This is a genomic window from Sulfurisphaera ohwakuensis, assembly GCF_009729055.1.
GTDB classification, from domain to species: domain Archaea; phylum Thermoproteota; class Thermoprotei_A; order Sulfolobales; family Sulfolobaceae; genus Sulfurisphaera; species Sulfurisphaera ohwakuensis.
On record NZ_CP045484.1, the window covers coordinates 978554 to 993253 of the forward strand.

Genomic DNA, 14700 nt, shown 5'->3' on the forward strand with positions numbered 1-14700 from the left:
TACCTAGTATTGCTTATTAACCTCGAAAATAAATTATATTTATGAACTTTCTTTCTTGGAATCAAGCAATTAATGAGAATAAAGATTTAATTTTACTTTTCATGACAACGAGTTGGTGTGAAACTTGTGAAGAACAAGAAAGAGAATTAGAAGGTGTATATAATGAGAGAATTAGTATAGTTAAAGAAGATGCTGATGAAAGAATAGATTTAGGAATTCGCTATACACCCCAGATATATCCTTGTATTAGTTTTATACATAAAGAATCAGTTCTAGGCGGAACTTACGGTTTAGTAAAAAGGGAAAAAATTCACGAAATGATTAAACAAGCTTTAGACCTAATTGATAAAAAAGGTAAAATTGTAAACCCACCAAAATTATCTTATAGGCTTGATAAGTTTTCTCCGCAATATGCTTTAAATCACATACTGAAGGTTTGTGAAGGTTATTTCGATTGGAAGGAAGGAGGCTTTGAAAAGGAGCCAAAATACGTTTCTCCAGAAGTTTTACAACTATTTTTACGTTTTAAAGATTATTATCATAAATTAATGGTAGAAGTAACATTAGATAATGCTATTGAATACTTATGGAATGATGGCTTCTATTTATTCTCTAAATCTATTGACTGGAAAGAACCTTATACTGCAAAACTACTAGATTATAATGCTGAAATGAGTAAGACATTATTTAAAGCTTATGAGGTTTTAAAAGAGGATACATACTTAGATTATGCTATAAAAACTGTAGATTGGATGATAAAAAGAAGAGGAAAGTCAGGGTATTTTATTAATTGTGAATTTCAAGGAAAAGAAGACAAAAGGCCATTTTTAAATGTGAATGCCAATGTAGGTGATGCTTTATTGCAAGCCTATAAATTTACTGATAATAAGAAGTACTTTGAAATAGCAAAGGATTTGGAAGAAAAATTGATAGTTTCACATAGACTTGATAAAGAGACTACTCCATATCTAATAGACATAGCTTCTTATCTGAGATTTTTATCAAAAATTGACCAGAATAAAGCGAGAAAGTTACTTGTGATTTTAAATGATTATGAGGGAACAGAAGCATATTATGACGTAACATTAAAATATGCTAAGGATAACTTAATTGGCCGTTATTATTTCTTATACGATAATTCAATTCTAGCCGAGACATTCATAAATCTAGGTTTTTTAGATAAAGCTAGAAAAATAGTTGACTCTTTCCTCAATTCGTATGGTATTTTCACTTACTTTAATCAAGCTAAATACGCGTTACTCTTAGGTGAGCTATATGGTTTATTCCCTAACTAAGGTATTGTTTGGATTAATAGCATTAGACCAAATACTTTTCATATACCAACTTTGGGGTATACTTAGTAATACGTTATTATCTCCCTTAACTGTTGTTAACTATGCTTTTGGCTTGATTACAATTGGCATATTAATTTTTAGAATATATTCTATTGTGGACGGATATTCAAGATACTTATCGTTCCTTCTCATATTACCAGTTGTTAATGTTTTTGTTGTACCATTTTTATCATATAAATTAACATCATCGAAAATCTTAGCTTCTATTACTTTTGCTATATGGTTCGCTAATCTATTCTTTACCTTATTATCTAATATACCACCTATAATCTATTTTGATGAAGGATCATATTTCCTTAGCCAATTCATAATTCTTGATTTACTTTCATTGGCGTCATTACTAAGTATTACGTTTTGCATAGTATACAAAGAGAAAAGAAGAAATTAATTTACTCAGAATAATTTTTCTTGCTTTACAGCTGAGAGTTAATTATATTTATTTTAGCATAATACTTTATTCATTTAACGAAAATTTTTATATTGCTAATATAACAAGTAAATATGCGTTTACGAGGATTACTACTCATACTCTTTATTGTTATTCTTTTGTTAAATTTTACTTCTCATGCGAGTTTATACGAGATAAATCATTCACTCATGATAATCAATAAGAAAAACCTGGTAATTTCTGGGATTAACGTAATTAATGGGAATATAACAATTATAAACTCCAGTAATATAATTATAAAAGATGATAGTATTTACAACGGCTCTTATTTTGGAATATTTGTATATAACTCAAAAAATGTGACTATTGAAAATAATCATATAGATCGTTCTTATTATGATGGTATTTCTATCAGAAAATCACAGAATGTGACTATTGAAAATAATATTATAGCTAATAATTCTAACGGTAACGGAATATCTGTATGGGATAATAGTAATCATATAATTATAGCCAATAATATTCTATCAAATAATGGTTATGGAATTTTTATTCTTATGAGTTCTAATGTTACAATGTTAAATAACAGTATAGTTAAGACTTATTACTATGCAATTTATCTTTATCAAGCTAACTTCATTAAAATAATAAATAATACAATCTTGTTATCAGACATAGGATTAGAAATTGAATATGGGAGTTATATCCAATTAGAGTTCAATGTTATAAAAAATGATTTAGTAGGTGTTTATTTGGGAGATGGCATTGGAAGTCTTAATCTGATTAATAATATAATTCAAAACTCTCGGTACTTTGGCGTACTTATTAAATATTACCCTAATATATTTAATTATAATAAAAATACATTTATAAATAATACAGCAAATATTTTCTATGAATTTAATAATACATTACCAGAACAAACTAACGGATTAGTACCTCCTATAACAATTACCAGCAAGTCCAACATTTTGTTCAACTATTCGTATCTTACTATCCTTTTATTAGTTATACCAGTCATCTATTTACTGAGGAGAAGAAGAAAGTAGTCTTCTCATTTCGATCTCATATTCTATCATTTCTTTAAATTCCTCTTCAGAAATCTTGCTTACTATCATCCCGTAGCTAACTACAACGTAATCTCCTTCTTTTACATCATCAACATTATTTATCACCGGCTCTATTACACCATTACCATAATCTACAAAAGCAATCATTCCTTCAATTTGAACAACTTTCGCAGGTAAACTTATACACATAATATAATAATGTTTTTTATACTTTTAAATCTTCATATATTTTATGAGTTTATATGATTTAGAGATAATTGATTTAGACGTTTATGTTAGTGAAGGAAAAATAGTTAGAGCTAGATGTTCTGGGAATAAAATAAGAGGTTTTGAAAAATCATTTATTGGAAAAGACGCAAATACTTTCTATGAAATAATCCCTAGAATCTTAGCTACTTGTAGTCAATCTCACGTTTACGTATATATAAAGCCACACATTAATACAAAAGTTACGGAATTACTTATGGCTTTAGAAATAGTAGATAGTCACTTAAAACATCCCTATGCCTATTGGTTTCCACACTTAATTAAAAACGAAGAATATTCTTTCCCTTCGGGCTCAAAATTCAAAAAAGTAAGTTTAATATCTAGACGAATAAAAGAAATAATGGAAAAAATTGGGGGTAAATGGCCACATACTGATTATTTAAGGAAAGAAAAAGAGATTAAGTTTAATAAAGAGGAATTGAAAGACGTAATAAATTTCGTTGAAAGCGAGGTTTTAGGAATGAATATTGAGGATTTCTTGAATGTAAAAAGATTAGAGGAACTTAGGGGTGATCTTAAGTTATTAGTTGAAAAGGGAATTGACGCACTTAGTTGGGGCTTCGGATTAAGGGACTATTTAGTAGTAGGCTATCCATTTAATGGTAGTTTTGATTTTGGTAAAATTGAAGATAAGGGTATTGAAGTAATGTACAATAATAAGAAAGTAGAAGTAGGACCTTTAGCTCAGGCATTAACTTTTGATGAACTAATAAAAACTTACTTTAATAAATATGGACCTTCACCATTACTTAGAGAAATTGCAAGGATTAAAATTTTAGCAAAATTATTAAGTGACATTAAAGAAATTGACATTCATACTGGTACATTTGTAGCTAATGAGGGAGAATTTATATCATTTGCGGAATCAATTAGAGGTTCATTAATACATAATTATGAAATTGAAGGAGGCAAGATTATTAAGTATAAGATAGTTCAACCTACAACTTTTATAGCTTCCCCTGGTGGAGCATTAGAAAGTGCAGTAGTAGGTTTGCCTATAAGAAATCCTAAAGAACCTATTGAGTTGTCATTAACAGTCTCGTCATTAGATACTTGTTTTATAACTAGAGTTAATGTGTTTGAAAACGAAAAAATTGTAACTACAAAAAGAATTGGTGGTTTTTGCTAAAAGAAGGTAAGATAGTATGATTGTCCCAAAGCTATTCCACCATCGCCAGCTGGAATCCTTCTTGGAGTTAATACTTCTACTCCTTCAGAATTATCTATAATCCCTTTAAGAATATACTCATTTACAGCTGCACCGCCAGATACTAAAATTCTTTCGGGGTTTAGTTTAAGAGAAGCTTTAACTAAGCTCTCACCTAGCTTATATTGAACAGTAATTGCCAAATCATTTATAGGCTTATCTCTATTTTGTAAGAGCCATTTAAATATTACTGTAGTATCTATTTCCTCTCCAACAATCGGTATTTCAAGGCTATCTAAAATCTTTCCACCTCTAGCAGAAGCCTCGAGTTTCATTGCTGGTTCTCCTTCATAAGTCCTATATTTACATATTCCTAGAAATGCTGATACAGCATCTAGAACCCTACCGGTGCTTGACGTAAATAATGTTGACCTTTTACTAATCTTTTCTAGGATTTCTAATTCTCTATCGCCTAAACTAACAATTCTCCTAATTTCATCCCAGTTCATAAAAGTTGATAAAAATAATGCTAACATTCTTTCTGGTTTAAGAGCATTTACATCACCTCCTACATAAGGAATATACTTTAAATGATATTTTCTCTCATATCTTTCCCTATCAAATTTAATTATCTCACCTCCCCAACCATTCCCATCATCACCATAACCTATACCATCAATAGCAATTCCAACTCCTTCTTCATAACCATAATCAGCAGAAACACTTAATATATGAGCATAATGATGTTGAATTTGTACTAAATCTGCTGAAAATCTTTCAGCTAACTTATGAGCTAAATAAGTGCTCTGATACGCTGGATTCTTATCAGCAATAATTACTTTAGGTTTAATGTTATACCATGAAATTAAAAGAGAGAGAGCTTTATCAAGTTCGTTTAAAGTTTCTAACTCGTCAGTATCTCCAATATATTGAGTTAAGACTACTTTATCATCAAAGGCTAAAGCACCAACATTTTGTAACTCTGCGCCAACAGCAACTATAGGTTCTTTGACTTTCCTTTTTAACCTTATCCATGTTGGTGCATAACCTCTACTTCTTCTTAGCATCATTATTCTACCAGAAGATACACGAACAACACTATCATCTACTCTATTTGCAATTTCTCTATTGTGATAAAGAACATAATCCACAACGTCTTTGAGTTTCTTTTTTACACACTCCTCACTTATGCACATAGGAAAACCATGTTTATTCCCACTGGTCATAATAAGTATATTATTTTTTACATTGCTTAACAGTAAATAATGAAGGGGAGTATAATATAAGAAGAACCCTTCTCTATCTAGCCCTGGTGAAATATGTTTAGACAACTGATATGGTTCTCTTTTCTTAAGAAGAACTATAGGTCTTTGAGGAGATGTTAATAAGCTTCTCTCGATAGACGATATATAAGTATATTTTTCAATTATATCTAGATTCAAAGCCATTACGGCAAAGGGTTGTTGAGGCCTATTTTTTCTTTCTCTTAATTTTAATACTACATCATCATCAAAGGGATTTGCAGCAATATGAAAACCTCCAATCCCCTTTACAGCTACTATATATCCTTCGTTTATTATTTTCGCTGTAAGCTCTATAGGATCACCGTTAACTTTTTCACCATCTATAGTTTCAAGATATAAACGTGGACCGTCCCTATTACAACTAATTCCTTGAGCATCAAATCTTCTCTCATTATTAGGATCATAGTATTCATGCTTGCACTCATCGCATAATGGGAAATGCTTCATTGATGTGTTCTCTCTATCATATGGTAATTTGTACATCATAGAAAATCTAGGACCACAATATGCACAACTATTAAATGCGTACTTATACCTTCTAGGATTATTAGGGTCTAACACTTCTTTCATACATTCATCACATACTGCGAAATCTGGGGGAATTTGACTAGGAGTTCTTATCTCATTTCCACTAGCTAGAATTTTAAAATCATTAAATGATTCAAATTCACTTTCTTCTATCTTAATTTCCTCTATCTCTGCTACTGGTGGTAATTTTGAAAAAAGTAATCTCATAAATTCAGCTATCCCTTCTTTATTACCCTCTATACGTACTTCTACCTCACTTCCACCCAAATTTCTTACATAACCTTTAACATTAGCCTTAGTTGCAATTCTATAAATAAACGGTCTAAATCCCACGCCTTGAACAATCCCGCTTATGATAATTCTGTAACTGTACTCCATAATTAGTTTTTAACAAAAAGAGGATATTAAACGTTAATAGAAGCAGTTAGTACTGAATAGAATTTTATGGAAATAAATCTATGTATTTTATCAATAAGGATACTAGGAAATAAATTAAGAAATCTTTAAAATTATAAACATTTATTTTTCTGATAAATGATTTTAACATGCTGTGTTCTTAACGCCACATAATTTTACCTTCTTACCTAACATTTAGCCAATTTCTACTTATGTATTCGCATCTTTTAAATTATAAGTTTATATAGTTCATTTTAATTACTAAAGTTTGAACACCTTAATATACTAATAAAAAAATTTATATTTTTGATAGTAAAGCTACTATAGCTATGGCGGAAAACTATTTTGAAGATGAAGATTATAAGGAGGGAATAAGAAAGCTTGCGGAAATTGTAATTTACCTTAATAGTAGCGGCATTCTCGATTCTATACTAGATTTCTTAAAATCTGATAAACTGATAAAAATAATTAAGTCGCCTACGTTTAAGGCAGTAATAGAGCTCTTAGGTGATATACAACAAATGATAGATTCTGGTGAGGTTAGTTCAGATGATTTTATAAATGGAATTATAGCAATTGCGAAACATCTTGATAAACTGGGTAAAATAGTGAGTACTTTAGATAAACATGGCGTTCTTGACGTCGTTACTAACGGATTATCAAAAGCCGCAGAGAAAATTATCAAGGAAAATAGTGAATCTAATATAGTCCAACTTTTAGCATCATTTGATGATCCAGATGTAAAAATGACTTTAGCATATTTACAATATATGTTAAAAGAACTAGGAAAATCTACAAGACCTTTAATAGAAAAAGGTAACAATCAACATAAGTAAGCGTCCTTATTATTATCTAATAAATTAGCTAAGCTAACTAAAATTTGCATTGCATTTTTAACTGCCTTCCCTTCAGTAGTTATAGTATAATACACCTTCACTGGTTCTGAAGGCTCTACGACTCGCTTGATTAACTTCACTTTTTCAAGTTCTTTTAATCTTATAGATAAAGTTCTTTGTGTTAAACCTAGAATTTTTCTCTGTATTTCATTAAATCTTAATTTCCCATATTTATCTAAAACTACTAGGATAGCATATGTATATTTTTTCATTATTAATTCTAAAAGTCTAGAGGAATAAAAGATACATAATTCTTGATCTTCTCTAAAGCAACATTCCTCCATAAGAATATCTATTAATATTTTGCTAAATAAGTTTTAACATGTGAACATTGCATACCATACATGCATCATGACTCCTAACTATGTGATGAACTTCTATAGGATTATTAACATCAGAGACTTCAGTACCTATTAATGCTAAAGCCATATGACTCTTATTACCTAAAGGGTCTTCAGGGCTCATATTAATTTGTGTAGGAGTCACAATTTGATAATTCAAAATTTTCTCATTCTTTACTACAACCCAATGTCCTAAAGCACCCCTAGGTGCTTCAACCAAACCATAACCCATACCTTCCTTAACCTCTGAAGGCTTCTTGTATGTAGGTTTACCGAACTCAAAACTATTTAGCTCTTGAAGCATCAACTCGTTATAAATTAAAACCCTAACTAATCTAGCTATAACTCTAGAAAGAACACTAGGTCCTATCTTATCTATAAGATCTAAAATTAGTGGATTACCAGACACAGTTAACATTGCTAAAGCACCTGCTTCCGGAGCTATAAGTTTACCATCCAGTTTATATCTAAAGCATTTAGTTAACGAATATTTGTTTTTATTCTTCTCATCTAAATTGGGATTCGTCTCACCCTCGAATGGGTGTAAACCCGCTTGATCTCCCTTACTATAAATGTAATAGGAAGAGTTTACGAACTCTAGAACATTACGCTGATCAAACTCTTTGTACTCTTTCTCTTTTGCAAAATAAATTCCAGGTTTAAAATACTTCTTTCTTGGAATACCAACATATTCCTCAATTGGTAAATGACCATAACTCAACATTATTCCAGAACCATAACCTAATTTATGCCAGTTAGCCTCTAATCCAAACTCCAGTATTTTAGCTAAATCTCCCTCCTTGTAATCTTCAGCCCATTGTAGTAAATCATTATAACTTTTAACAGTATCTAAGAATTGATCTATAGGACCTCCTAAAATTACCTTTTCTAGATAATTCCTCTTTATATCTAACAGTATGGAGATAGCTCTCTGAATTTCATTTGGTAAAGGATCAGCTGTTATACCTCCTGGAACAATAGCTGAACCATGAGGCCATTGACCACCAAATATAGCATAAACCTCAGTATATTTTTTCGACCATCTAAAACATTCCTTATAAGACGAACCTTGAATAGGAGCCCATCTCCTTATAACTTCTTCAAAATTCGCATAATCACGGTATTTATTATTTAGAACATCGATCAAAAACATAAAATAAGTATGTCTAAGATCATTCTGACAAGTCTCTGCCATACTTAATACATTTCTTAACCTTATTGCGTTAATTGGAACTTCAGCATTGTAGATCATGTCAAGGGCTGAAGCTGATGCATATAAATGCGAGGCACCACAAATACCACAAACTCTAGGAGTAATAACCAAAGCGTCTAAAGGATTCTTCCCTTTGAGAATTATTTCTATACCTCTAAACAATCTTGAGATAATTTTGGCATCAACAACTTTATTTCTCTCAAATTTCACCTCAACATCTAAATCTCCTTCAACCCTATTAAATGGAGAAATTATTTTACTACTCAAGCCAATTCCCCCTATCTTCTTTTTTCTTTATAAGTGGCTTTACTAAAAATTCTGGTGCTGAAGCTCTAGCTACTGCTGAAAGTGTTGTATAAGCGCCTCTGCTAACACCAAGTGGTAATCTCTTCGGTATCCCGCTTCTGTTCTTCTCTGTAACAAAGAAATTAAATGTTGGGAAATCAAATTCAGTACAGCCAAAACATGGTGTACCGACCCTAGTTTTGCTACTTTGCTTATTCCATAAGATAACATTACAAGGACTCTTAGTATATGAACCTTTACAACCTAAATCAAAATATAAGCATCCTTCCCTATGACCAAATTCCTTAAGAGCTACTTTATAAGAGAAATATATGTTCCTAGGACAACCAAATTGTGTTGTTGTACTATAGATAATTTTTAATCTTTGATATTCGTCCAGATCCTCTTCTGTTAGTTTATCATTAATAATCATAGAAAGAGTGGTAATTATCCATTCAGGATGAGCAGGACATCCTGGGATGTTTATTACAGGCAAATTTTTTCTAGATCTAAAATCCTTACCAAGAAATCCTCCCTTTTCCTTTTTATGAAATTGTAGCCCGGTAGATTCTGTAGGATTTGGTTCTGAAGCAGGAACTCCTCCAAAACTAGCACAATCTCCCACGGCTACGACGTAATTAGCAACTTTAGATATTTCATTAACCCAGTCTTTCATTGGTCTACCAGCAAACATATTAAATTTCCCAGAACCATTAGGACCTAATACTACGGTACCCTCAAAGATAAATATATCTAGATTGATTTTCATATCAACTATATTGTTTAATAATTCTCTGACTTTATCACCAGACTCTAAAGACAAAGAGGGATGCCATAATACTTTTACATCATAATAACTGAAGAATTCTAATACGTCAGGATTCTCTGCATTTAGGAATGAGAGAGTATTGCCACCACATGCACCGCCTTGAAGCCATAAAATTGTTTTCATCATATAATTTTCATAAATTATAATATAAAACTTTACATTATATAAAGCCTAACCATTAAGGTTTTACAATTGAGTCATCTCAAACTAAATCCAATACATCTAGCTTTTAAGCACAAATTTGTAGAGCTATAACAATATAGAAGTTATAAACGTTATAAAAGATCGTGAGATAAGAAATAGTTTTTTACCTTTTTTCTCGGGTTAATTAACGAATTCTAAATACCTTATTGTTTATTTGATTTTAACTCTAATCTTATTTATTTTATTTAAAAATCAATATTTACTATAATATAATTTTTGAGGAAATCCTTAAATATTAGGTAAAACTACTTTAATAATGAGAGATAATATGAGTGATCCTAAAAGTGTAATAACTTTGCTTCACGGAGCTGGAGGAGCTTACATGCACAATCTCATTAAAGAGTACTTTCTTCAGCTATATGACGGCTTTGGAGAAGTTGGGCTAGATGTTCTAGATGATGCGGCTGTTATAAATGGAGTAGTATTTACTACTGATTCCTACACTGTAAGACCTATATTTTTCAAAGGGGGAGATATTGGAAGATTAGCAGTTAGCGGAACTGTAAATGATATTGCAATGATGGGGGGAGATCCAATAGCTCTAAGCTTGGCAATAGTAATGGAAGAAGGTTTCCCAAAATCAGATTTAGCCAGAATAGTGGAAAGTATAAAGAAAACTGCTGAAGAAGCCAATGTGCATATAGTTACTGGTGACACAAAAGTTATGGAAAAAAATGCATTAGATAAAATTGTTATAAATACCTCTGGAATTGGCGTAGCATCTGAAGAACTAAAACACAACTTTAACGTGTTGAGGAAAAATAGGAATGTTAAACATGAATGGTTAGTTCCAATGAATATTAGAGATGGAGATAAAATAATAGTTTCAGGAACTATAGGGGATCATGCAATAGCGATCCTATCATCTAGGGAAGGCGTAGGATTTGAGTCAAATATTCAATCTGATGTGACTCCATTAAATAAAATGATGAAAACAGTTCTAGAAGTTGGTGGAGTAGCTGATGCAAAAGATCCTACCAGAGGTGGATTAGCAGATTTATTAAATGATTGGGCTGAAAAATCAGGTTTAGGAATTTATATTAGAGAGAGTGAAATACCGGTAAAAGAAGAAGTTAGTAGTGCAATAGAATTCCTCGGATTAGATTTGCTTGAATTAGGAAATGAAGGAAAAGCCGTCTTAGCTGTCTCGCCTGAAATGGCTAGAGATGTTTTAGAAGCTCTCCGTAGTACACCATGGGGTAAAGATGCAAATATTATAGGAGAAGTTAGGAAGGATATTGAAGGAGTAATATTAGAAACTGTAATTGGAGGTAAAAGATTAGTAACTAGACCTACTGGAGACCCCGTACCCAGAATTTGCTAAAGGTGATTTTAATGGCTAAATTGGTTTGTATGATTTGTGAGCATGAGGAAAAAGTACCAGAACACTGTGGAATAGAAATGGAGTACGTTTTAAAAGGAACCTTTAGAAAGATAGAATATCTTAAATGTAAAGTATGTGGTAAAGAGCTTGTAGTCCCAAAGCATTGTGGGATTCCTATGCTTTATGTTGATGAAGATTATCTACCGGTTAGTAAGTTAAGTAAGACGGAAATTGAGGAGATGAGAAAACTTTATTCTGGTGAATAAGAATGTGTGTGGCTTATCCGGGTAAAATAATAGAAATTAACGGAGAATTCGCTAAAGTAGATTTTGGTGCTGGTACAATTAGAGATAATATACTAATAAGTTTAGTTAATGCTAAAGTTGGTGATTATGTTCTAGTCCATGCTGGTTATGCAATTCAAGTAGTGGATGAAGAGGAGGCTAAAAAAACTATTGAAATGTGGGAAGAAATGACAAAGGAACTAGATGAGGAACAGAAAAAGAGAGATCTTTATGAAGCTATAGGGAGTGGTGGAAATGAGTGAAGATCTTCCGAAAATATTAAAATATTATAGAAATCCTACATTAGCAAAGAGTATTACAGAGAAGATTAATGAATTAGCAAGAAAGATAGAAGAAAACATTGCAATAATGCATGTCTGTGGTTCCCATGAATGGACAATAACACATTATGGTATAAGAGCATTATTACCCGAAAATGTCCAAGTGAGGGCTGGACCAGGATGCCCAGTATGTATAACTCCAGCTAAAGATATTGATGATGCTGTAAAATTGGCCTTAGACGGTGTAGTAGTTATGACATATGGTGATATGAGTAGATCAAAAGGAACTAAAATGAGTTTGCAAGATGCTAAAGCATTAGGTGCTGATGTGAGAATAATTTATGGAGTCCAAGATGCTGTCCAAATGGCTAGAAAGGAACCAAATAAAGAGTTCGTATTTTTCGCTGTAGGAATGGATACTACAGCACCAGCAACGGCTTATGAAATACTTTCTAATGTCCCACCAAACTTAAGTTTTCTAGTTTCTTATAGATATACGCCATCAATACAAGGCTCTGTTATGGAGTCAAACGTGCTGGGAATAGACGCATTTATCTCTGCTGGGCACTCAGCAACTATAACTGGCATGAAACCCTACTACGAGTACTTTTTAAGGACTAAAAAACCTGTAGTATTTTCTGGTTTTGAACCGCTGGACATTTTACTTTCAGTGTATATGTTATTAAGACAAATATATGAGAATAAACCCAAATTGGAAAATGAGTATACGAGAGCTGTAACTTGGGAAGGAAATGTTAAAGCTCAAACTGCTATGGAGAAAGTATTTGATCTTGAGGACGGATATGTAAGAGGAGTTGCTGTTTTTCCTAAGGCTGGATTTAGGCTTAAGGAGGAATTTAAACATGTAGATACTAGGGAAAGATATGGGTTAAAGAAGGGTATATCCACTGAGGATGAGTATGTAACTGGGGCCAGATGTGGAGAAGTAGTAATGGGGCTAATTGACCCACCAGAATGTCCATTATATATGAAAGTTTGTAAACCAGAAGATCCTAAGGGCGCACCAATGGTATCCCAAGAAGGAACTTGTTGGATATGGGCTCATCATAAAATTACTAATTTAGTACCTAAATGTAAGAGGTGAGAATACGGTTTATATGATAGGAAACACTTATTGTAAATTATGTCAAACTAATGAACAACAACTAAAGGAAGAGTTAGTAAAAACTGTAAGGGCATTCTATTATAAAGGATTAGTAACTAACGCTGGTGGAAACCAAAGTGCTAGATTACCCGGTAGTGATAAAATTTGGATTACTCCATCAGGTTATCCAAGGATGAGTTTAACTGCTGAAGACTTAATTGCTGTGGATATTAACGGAAATGTAATAGAAGGAGATCTAAAACCATCAATAGAGGTATATGCACATTTAGAAGTATACAAAAAAAGGCCAGACGTTAATGCAGTAATTCATGCTCATGTACCATACGTAATGGGAGCAACAATATCTGGCTTTTTAGAAACTACTCACGGAGAAGCTGCAGCAATTTTGGGTGAAGTTAAGATTATACCTTACTATCATCCTGGAACTAAAGAATTAGCTAAAGCAGTAGGAGAAGCTTTCCAAGGAGTAGGAATGAAAGTACCTAGAGTAGTAATTACATTAAATCATGGGGCTTTTTCAGCTGGGGCTTGTATCCATGAAGCAAGAGCTTTTATGGAAATCTTAGATGAGTGGGCAAGATTTAATGTTGCTGCTAAGACACTTGGTGGAATAAAGCATAAATTAACTTTATTAGACTTAAGAAAGCCTGGGGCTGGATATATTAGGGCGGTGAAATTTGGAGGAAGAGCTGGTAAAATGTCTTGAAAATTTAAAAAATGTAGTAGAACCAGAAACTGGAATATCAATTGTAGACTTAGGCTTAGTTAGAGTTAGTAAAGAGAACGGTGAAACTACAATATATTATATACCAATTTCTGCTTACACATCACCAATTTTAGTAATTGCAGTTGGAATTCAGATACTGAAAGAATGTAAGGCAAAAGTTAAGGTTGAAAATTACTACCTTGAGGAGGAGATAAATAAAAGGCTTGAGGTGTTAATAAATGAACTCTCACGCTTACCTAGCCAAACAACTACTTAAAATATCTGAAAATACAAATGACAATACAGTAAAAATGCAAGCTATTATGAGATGCATAGAAGAAATTGCGACTTATAAATATAATTTAGATGATTCATCACAAGATTACAAGAAGATGCTAGTGGCTACTATAAGGAATGATAAAGAACTTTACCCTCTTTATTCACAGATTTTAGATATGATATTCTACTATTTGTTGGGAGAAGAAGTTAAAATAGATGATATAAAGAAAAAAGTAGAGGAAATAGTTAATCAGATAAAAGAGATTTAAGTTTATTCTTTAAATCTTCCTCAACTTCTTCGGCGTTTAAAACTTTAATAGCGTAACCGGCATGGACTAGAACATAATCACCAACTTTAGCATTAACTAAAGAAATTTTAACATTCCTAATAATTCCATTAAAATCAACCCTAGCCTCTTCACCTTGAATTTCTATGATCTTCCCAACATGTGCAATATCATAGGGATCATATTCCAT

At 32.0% G+C, this 14700-nt stretch carries 18 protein-coding genes; 12 read left to right on the forward strand and 6 right to left on the reverse strand.

What is annotated here, in order from left to right; genetic code table 11:
• The first annotated feature begins 41 nt into the window (after positions 1 to 41).
• From D1869_RS05560 to D1869_RS05570, 3 genes are all read left to right on the forward strand, one after another.
• Positions 42 to 1295 (forward strand): thioredoxin domain-containing protein, encoded by a 1254-nt coding sequence (locus D1869_RS05560; protein WP_156014272.1) that lies wholly within the window; start codon positions 42 to 44, stop codon positions 1293 to 1295.
• Positions 1276 to 1743, forward strand: a complete 468-nt coding sequence (locus D1869_RS05565) for a hypothetical protein (RefSeq protein WP_156014273.1) — start codon at positions 1276 to 1278, stop codon at positions 1741 to 1743. The genes D1869_RS05560 and D1869_RS05565 overlap by 20 nt, the downstream gene beginning before the upstream one ends.
• A 113-nt stretch (positions 1744 to 1856) precedes the next feature.
• Positions 1857 to 2792 (forward strand): right-handed parallel beta-helix repeat-containing protein, encoded by a 936-nt coding sequence (locus D1869_RS05570; protein ID WP_156014274.1) that lies wholly within the window; start codon positions 1857 to 1859, stop codon positions 2790 to 2792.
• Here D1869_RS05570 and D1869_RS05575 read toward each other — a convergent pair.
• A complete protein-coding gene (locus tag D1869_RS05575; protein WP_156014275.1) occupies positions 2769 to 3002 on the reverse strand; it encodes a HypC/HybG/HupF family hydrogenase formation chaperone in 234 nt (77 codons plus the stop codon). The two genes, D1869_RS05570 and D1869_RS05575, sit on opposite strands and share 24 nt — an antisense overlap.
• Before the next feature lie 43 nt (positions 3003 to 3045).
• Between D1869_RS05575 and D1869_RS05580 the strand changes: the two genes are divergently transcribed.
• The gene (locus D1869_RS05580) at positions 3046 to 4209 is read left to right on the forward strand and encodes a nickel-dependent hydrogenase large subunit (RefSeq protein ID WP_156014276.1); all 1164 of its coding nucleotides are present in this window, start codon (positions 3046 to 3048) and stop codon (positions 4207 to 4209) included.
• Here D1869_RS05580 and hypF read toward each other — a convergent pair.
• Positions 4206 to 6437: a carbamoyltransferase HypF gene (gene hypF, locus D1869_RS05585; RefSeq protein WP_221267128.1), complete on the reverse strand. Its 2232-nt coding sequence runs from the start codon at positions 6435 to 6437 to the stop codon at positions 4206 to 4208. The genes D1869_RS05580 and hypF overlap by 4 nt on opposite strands.
• Positions 6438 to 6784: 347 nt before the next feature.
• Here hypF and D1869_RS05590 point away from each other — a divergent pair, with 347 nt between their 5' ends.
• A complete protein-coding gene (locus D1869_RS05590; RefSeq protein ID WP_156014278.1) occupies positions 6785 to 7291 on the forward strand; it encodes a helical membrane plugin domain-containing protein in 507 nt (168 codons plus the stop codon).
• On the opposite strand, the gene D1869_RS05595 is transcribed toward D1869_RS05590, so the two are convergent.
• From D1869_RS05595 to D1869_RS05605, 3 genes are read right to left on the reverse strand one after another with little or no spacing between them, the layout of a single operon-like run.
• Positions 7279 to 7635, reverse strand: coding sequence for a winged helix-turn-helix transcriptional regulator (locus D1869_RS05595; RefSeq protein WP_156014279.1), 357 nt, complete (start codon positions 7633 to 7635; stop codon positions 7279 to 7281). The two genes, D1869_RS05590 and D1869_RS05595, sit on opposite strands and share 13 nt — an antisense overlap.
• Before the next feature lie 22 nt (positions 7636 to 7657).
• On the reverse strand, positions 7658 to 9172 hold the full coding sequence (locus tag D1869_RS05600) for a nickel-dependent hydrogenase large subunit (protein ID WP_156014280.1): 1515 nt from the start codon (positions 9170 to 9172) through the stop codon (positions 7658 to 7660).
• Entirely contained in the window at positions 9165 to 10142 is a 978-nt protein-coding gene (locus D1869_RS05605; protein WP_156014281.1) for an NADH-quinone oxidoreductase subunit B family protein, read from the reverse strand. Before D1869_RS05605 ends, D1869_RS05600 begins: the two co-directional genes overlap by 8 nt.
• A 349-nt stretch (positions 10143 to 10491) precedes the next feature.
• Here D1869_RS05605 and hypE point away from each other — a divergent pair, with 349 nt between their 5' ends.
• From hypE to D1869_RS05640, 7 genes are read left to right on the forward strand one after another with little or no spacing between them, the layout of a single operon-like run.
• Positions 10492 to 11547, forward strand: coding sequence for a hydrogenase expression/formation protein HypE (gene hypE / locus D1869_RS05610; RefSeq protein ID WP_156014282.1), 1056 nt, complete (start codon positions 10492 to 10494; stop codon positions 11545 to 11547).
• Between the two features lie 11 nt (positions 11548 to 11558).
• Positions 11559 to 11813, forward strand: a complete 255-nt coding sequence (locus D1869_RS05615) for a hypothetical protein (RefSeq protein ID WP_231113744.1) — start codon at positions 11559 to 11561, stop codon at positions 11811 to 11813.
• Positions 11814 to 11815: 2 nt separating this feature from the next.
• The gene (locus D1869_RS05620) at positions 11816 to 12094 is read left to right on the forward strand and encodes a HypC/HybG/HupF family hydrogenase formation chaperone (RefSeq protein WP_156014283.1); all 279 of its coding nucleotides are present in this window, start codon (positions 11816 to 11818) and stop codon (positions 12092 to 12094) included.
• Entirely contained in the window at positions 12087 to 13217 is a 1131-nt protein-coding gene (gene hypD / locus D1869_RS05625) for a hydrogenase formation protein HypD (RefSeq protein ID WP_156014284.1), read from the forward strand. Before D1869_RS05620 ends, hypD begins: the two co-directional genes overlap by 8 nt.
• A gap of 13 nt (positions 13218 to 13230) precedes the next feature.
• Entirely contained in the window at positions 13231 to 13944 is a 714-nt protein-coding gene (locus D1869_RS05630; protein ID WP_156014285.1) for a class II aldolase/adducin family protein, read from the forward strand.
• Positions 13916 to 14221, forward strand: coding sequence for a hypothetical protein (locus D1869_RS05635; RefSeq protein ID WP_231113745.1), 306 nt, complete (start codon positions 13916 to 13918; stop codon positions 14219 to 14221). Before D1869_RS05630 ends, D1869_RS05635 begins: the two co-directional genes overlap by 29 nt.
• Entirely contained in the window at positions 14184 to 14492 is a 309-nt protein-coding gene (locus D1869_RS05640) for a hypothetical protein (protein WP_156014286.1), read from the forward strand. The genes D1869_RS05635 and D1869_RS05640 overlap by 38 nt, the downstream gene beginning before the upstream one ends.
• Here the strand turns inward: D1869_RS05640 and D1869_RS05645 are convergent.
• Complete coding sequence (locus D1869_RS05645) at positions 14470 to 14700, reverse strand: HypC/HybG/HupF family hydrogenase formation chaperone (RefSeq protein ID WP_156014287.1); 231 nt, start codon at positions 14698 to 14700, stop codon at positions 14470 to 14472. The genes D1869_RS05640 and D1869_RS05645 overlap by 23 nt on opposite strands.

What these genes read in the sequence shown, in the direction of transcription:
- D1869_RS05565 (WP_156014273.1), top strand. Translation starts at nt 1,276, where the DNA reads ATGGTTTATTCCCTAACTAAGGTATTGTTTGGATTAATAGCATTAGAC.
- D1869_RS05640 (WP_156014286.1), top strand. Translation starts at nt 14,184, where the DNA reads ATGAACTCTCACGCTTACCTAGCCAAACAACTACTTAAAATATCTGAA.
- D1869_RS05605 (WP_156014281.1), bottom strand. Translation starts at nt 10,142, where the DNA reads ATGAAAACAATTTTATGGCTTCAAGGCGGTGCATGTGGTGGCAATACT.
- D1869_RS05615 (WP_231113744.1), top strand. Translation starts at nt 11,559, where the DNA reads ATGGCTAAATTGGTTTGTATGATTTGTGAGCATGAGGAAAAAGTACCA.
- D1869_RS05575 (WP_156014275.1), bottom strand. Translation starts at nt 3,002, where the DNA reads ATGTGTATAAGTTTACCTGCGAAAGTTGTTCAAATTGAAGGAATGATT.
- D1869_RS05645 (WP_156014287.1), bottom strand. Translation starts at nt 14,700, where the DNA reads ATGGAATATGATCCCTATGATATTGCACATGTTGGGAAGATCATAGAA.
- D1869_RS05620 (WP_156014283.1), top strand. Translation starts at nt 11,816, where the DNA reads ATGTGTGTGGCTTATCCGGGTAAAATAATAGAAATTAACGGAGAATTC.
- hypD (WP_156014284.1), top strand. Translation starts at nt 12,087, where the DNA reads ATGAGTGAAGATCTTCCGAAAATATTAAAATATTATAGAAATCCTACA.
- D1869_RS05560 (WP_156014272.1), top strand. Translation starts at nt 42, where the DNA reads ATGAACTTTCTTTCTTGGAATCAAGCAATTAATGAGAATAAAGATTTA.
- hypE (WP_156014282.1), top strand. Translation starts at nt 10,492, where the DNA reads ATGAGTGATCCTAAAAGTGTAATAACTTTGCTTCACGGAGCTGGAGGA.
- D1869_RS05630 (WP_156014285.1), top strand. Translation starts at nt 13,231, where the DNA reads ATGATAGGAAACACTTATTGTAAATTATGTCAAACTAATGAACAACAA.
- D1869_RS05595 (WP_156014279.1), bottom strand. Translation starts at nt 7,635, where the DNA reads ATGGAGGAATGTTGCTTTAGAGAAGATCAAGAATTATGTATCTTTTAT.
- D1869_RS05590 (WP_156014278.1), top strand. Translation starts at nt 6,785, where the DNA reads ATGGCGGAAAACTATTTTGAAGATGAAGATTATAAGGAGGGAATAAGA.
- D1869_RS05580 (WP_156014276.1), top strand. Translation starts at nt 3,046, where the DNA reads ATGAGTTTATATGATTTAGAGATAATTGATTTAGACGTTTATGTTAGT.
- hypF (WP_221267128.1), bottom strand. Translation starts at nt 6,437, where the DNA reads ATGGAGTACAGTTACAGAATTATCATAAGCGGGATTGTTCAAGGCGTG.
- D1869_RS05570 (WP_156014274.1), top strand. Translation starts at nt 1,857, where the DNA reads ATGCGTTTACGAGGATTACTACTCATACTCTTTATTGTTATTCTTTTG.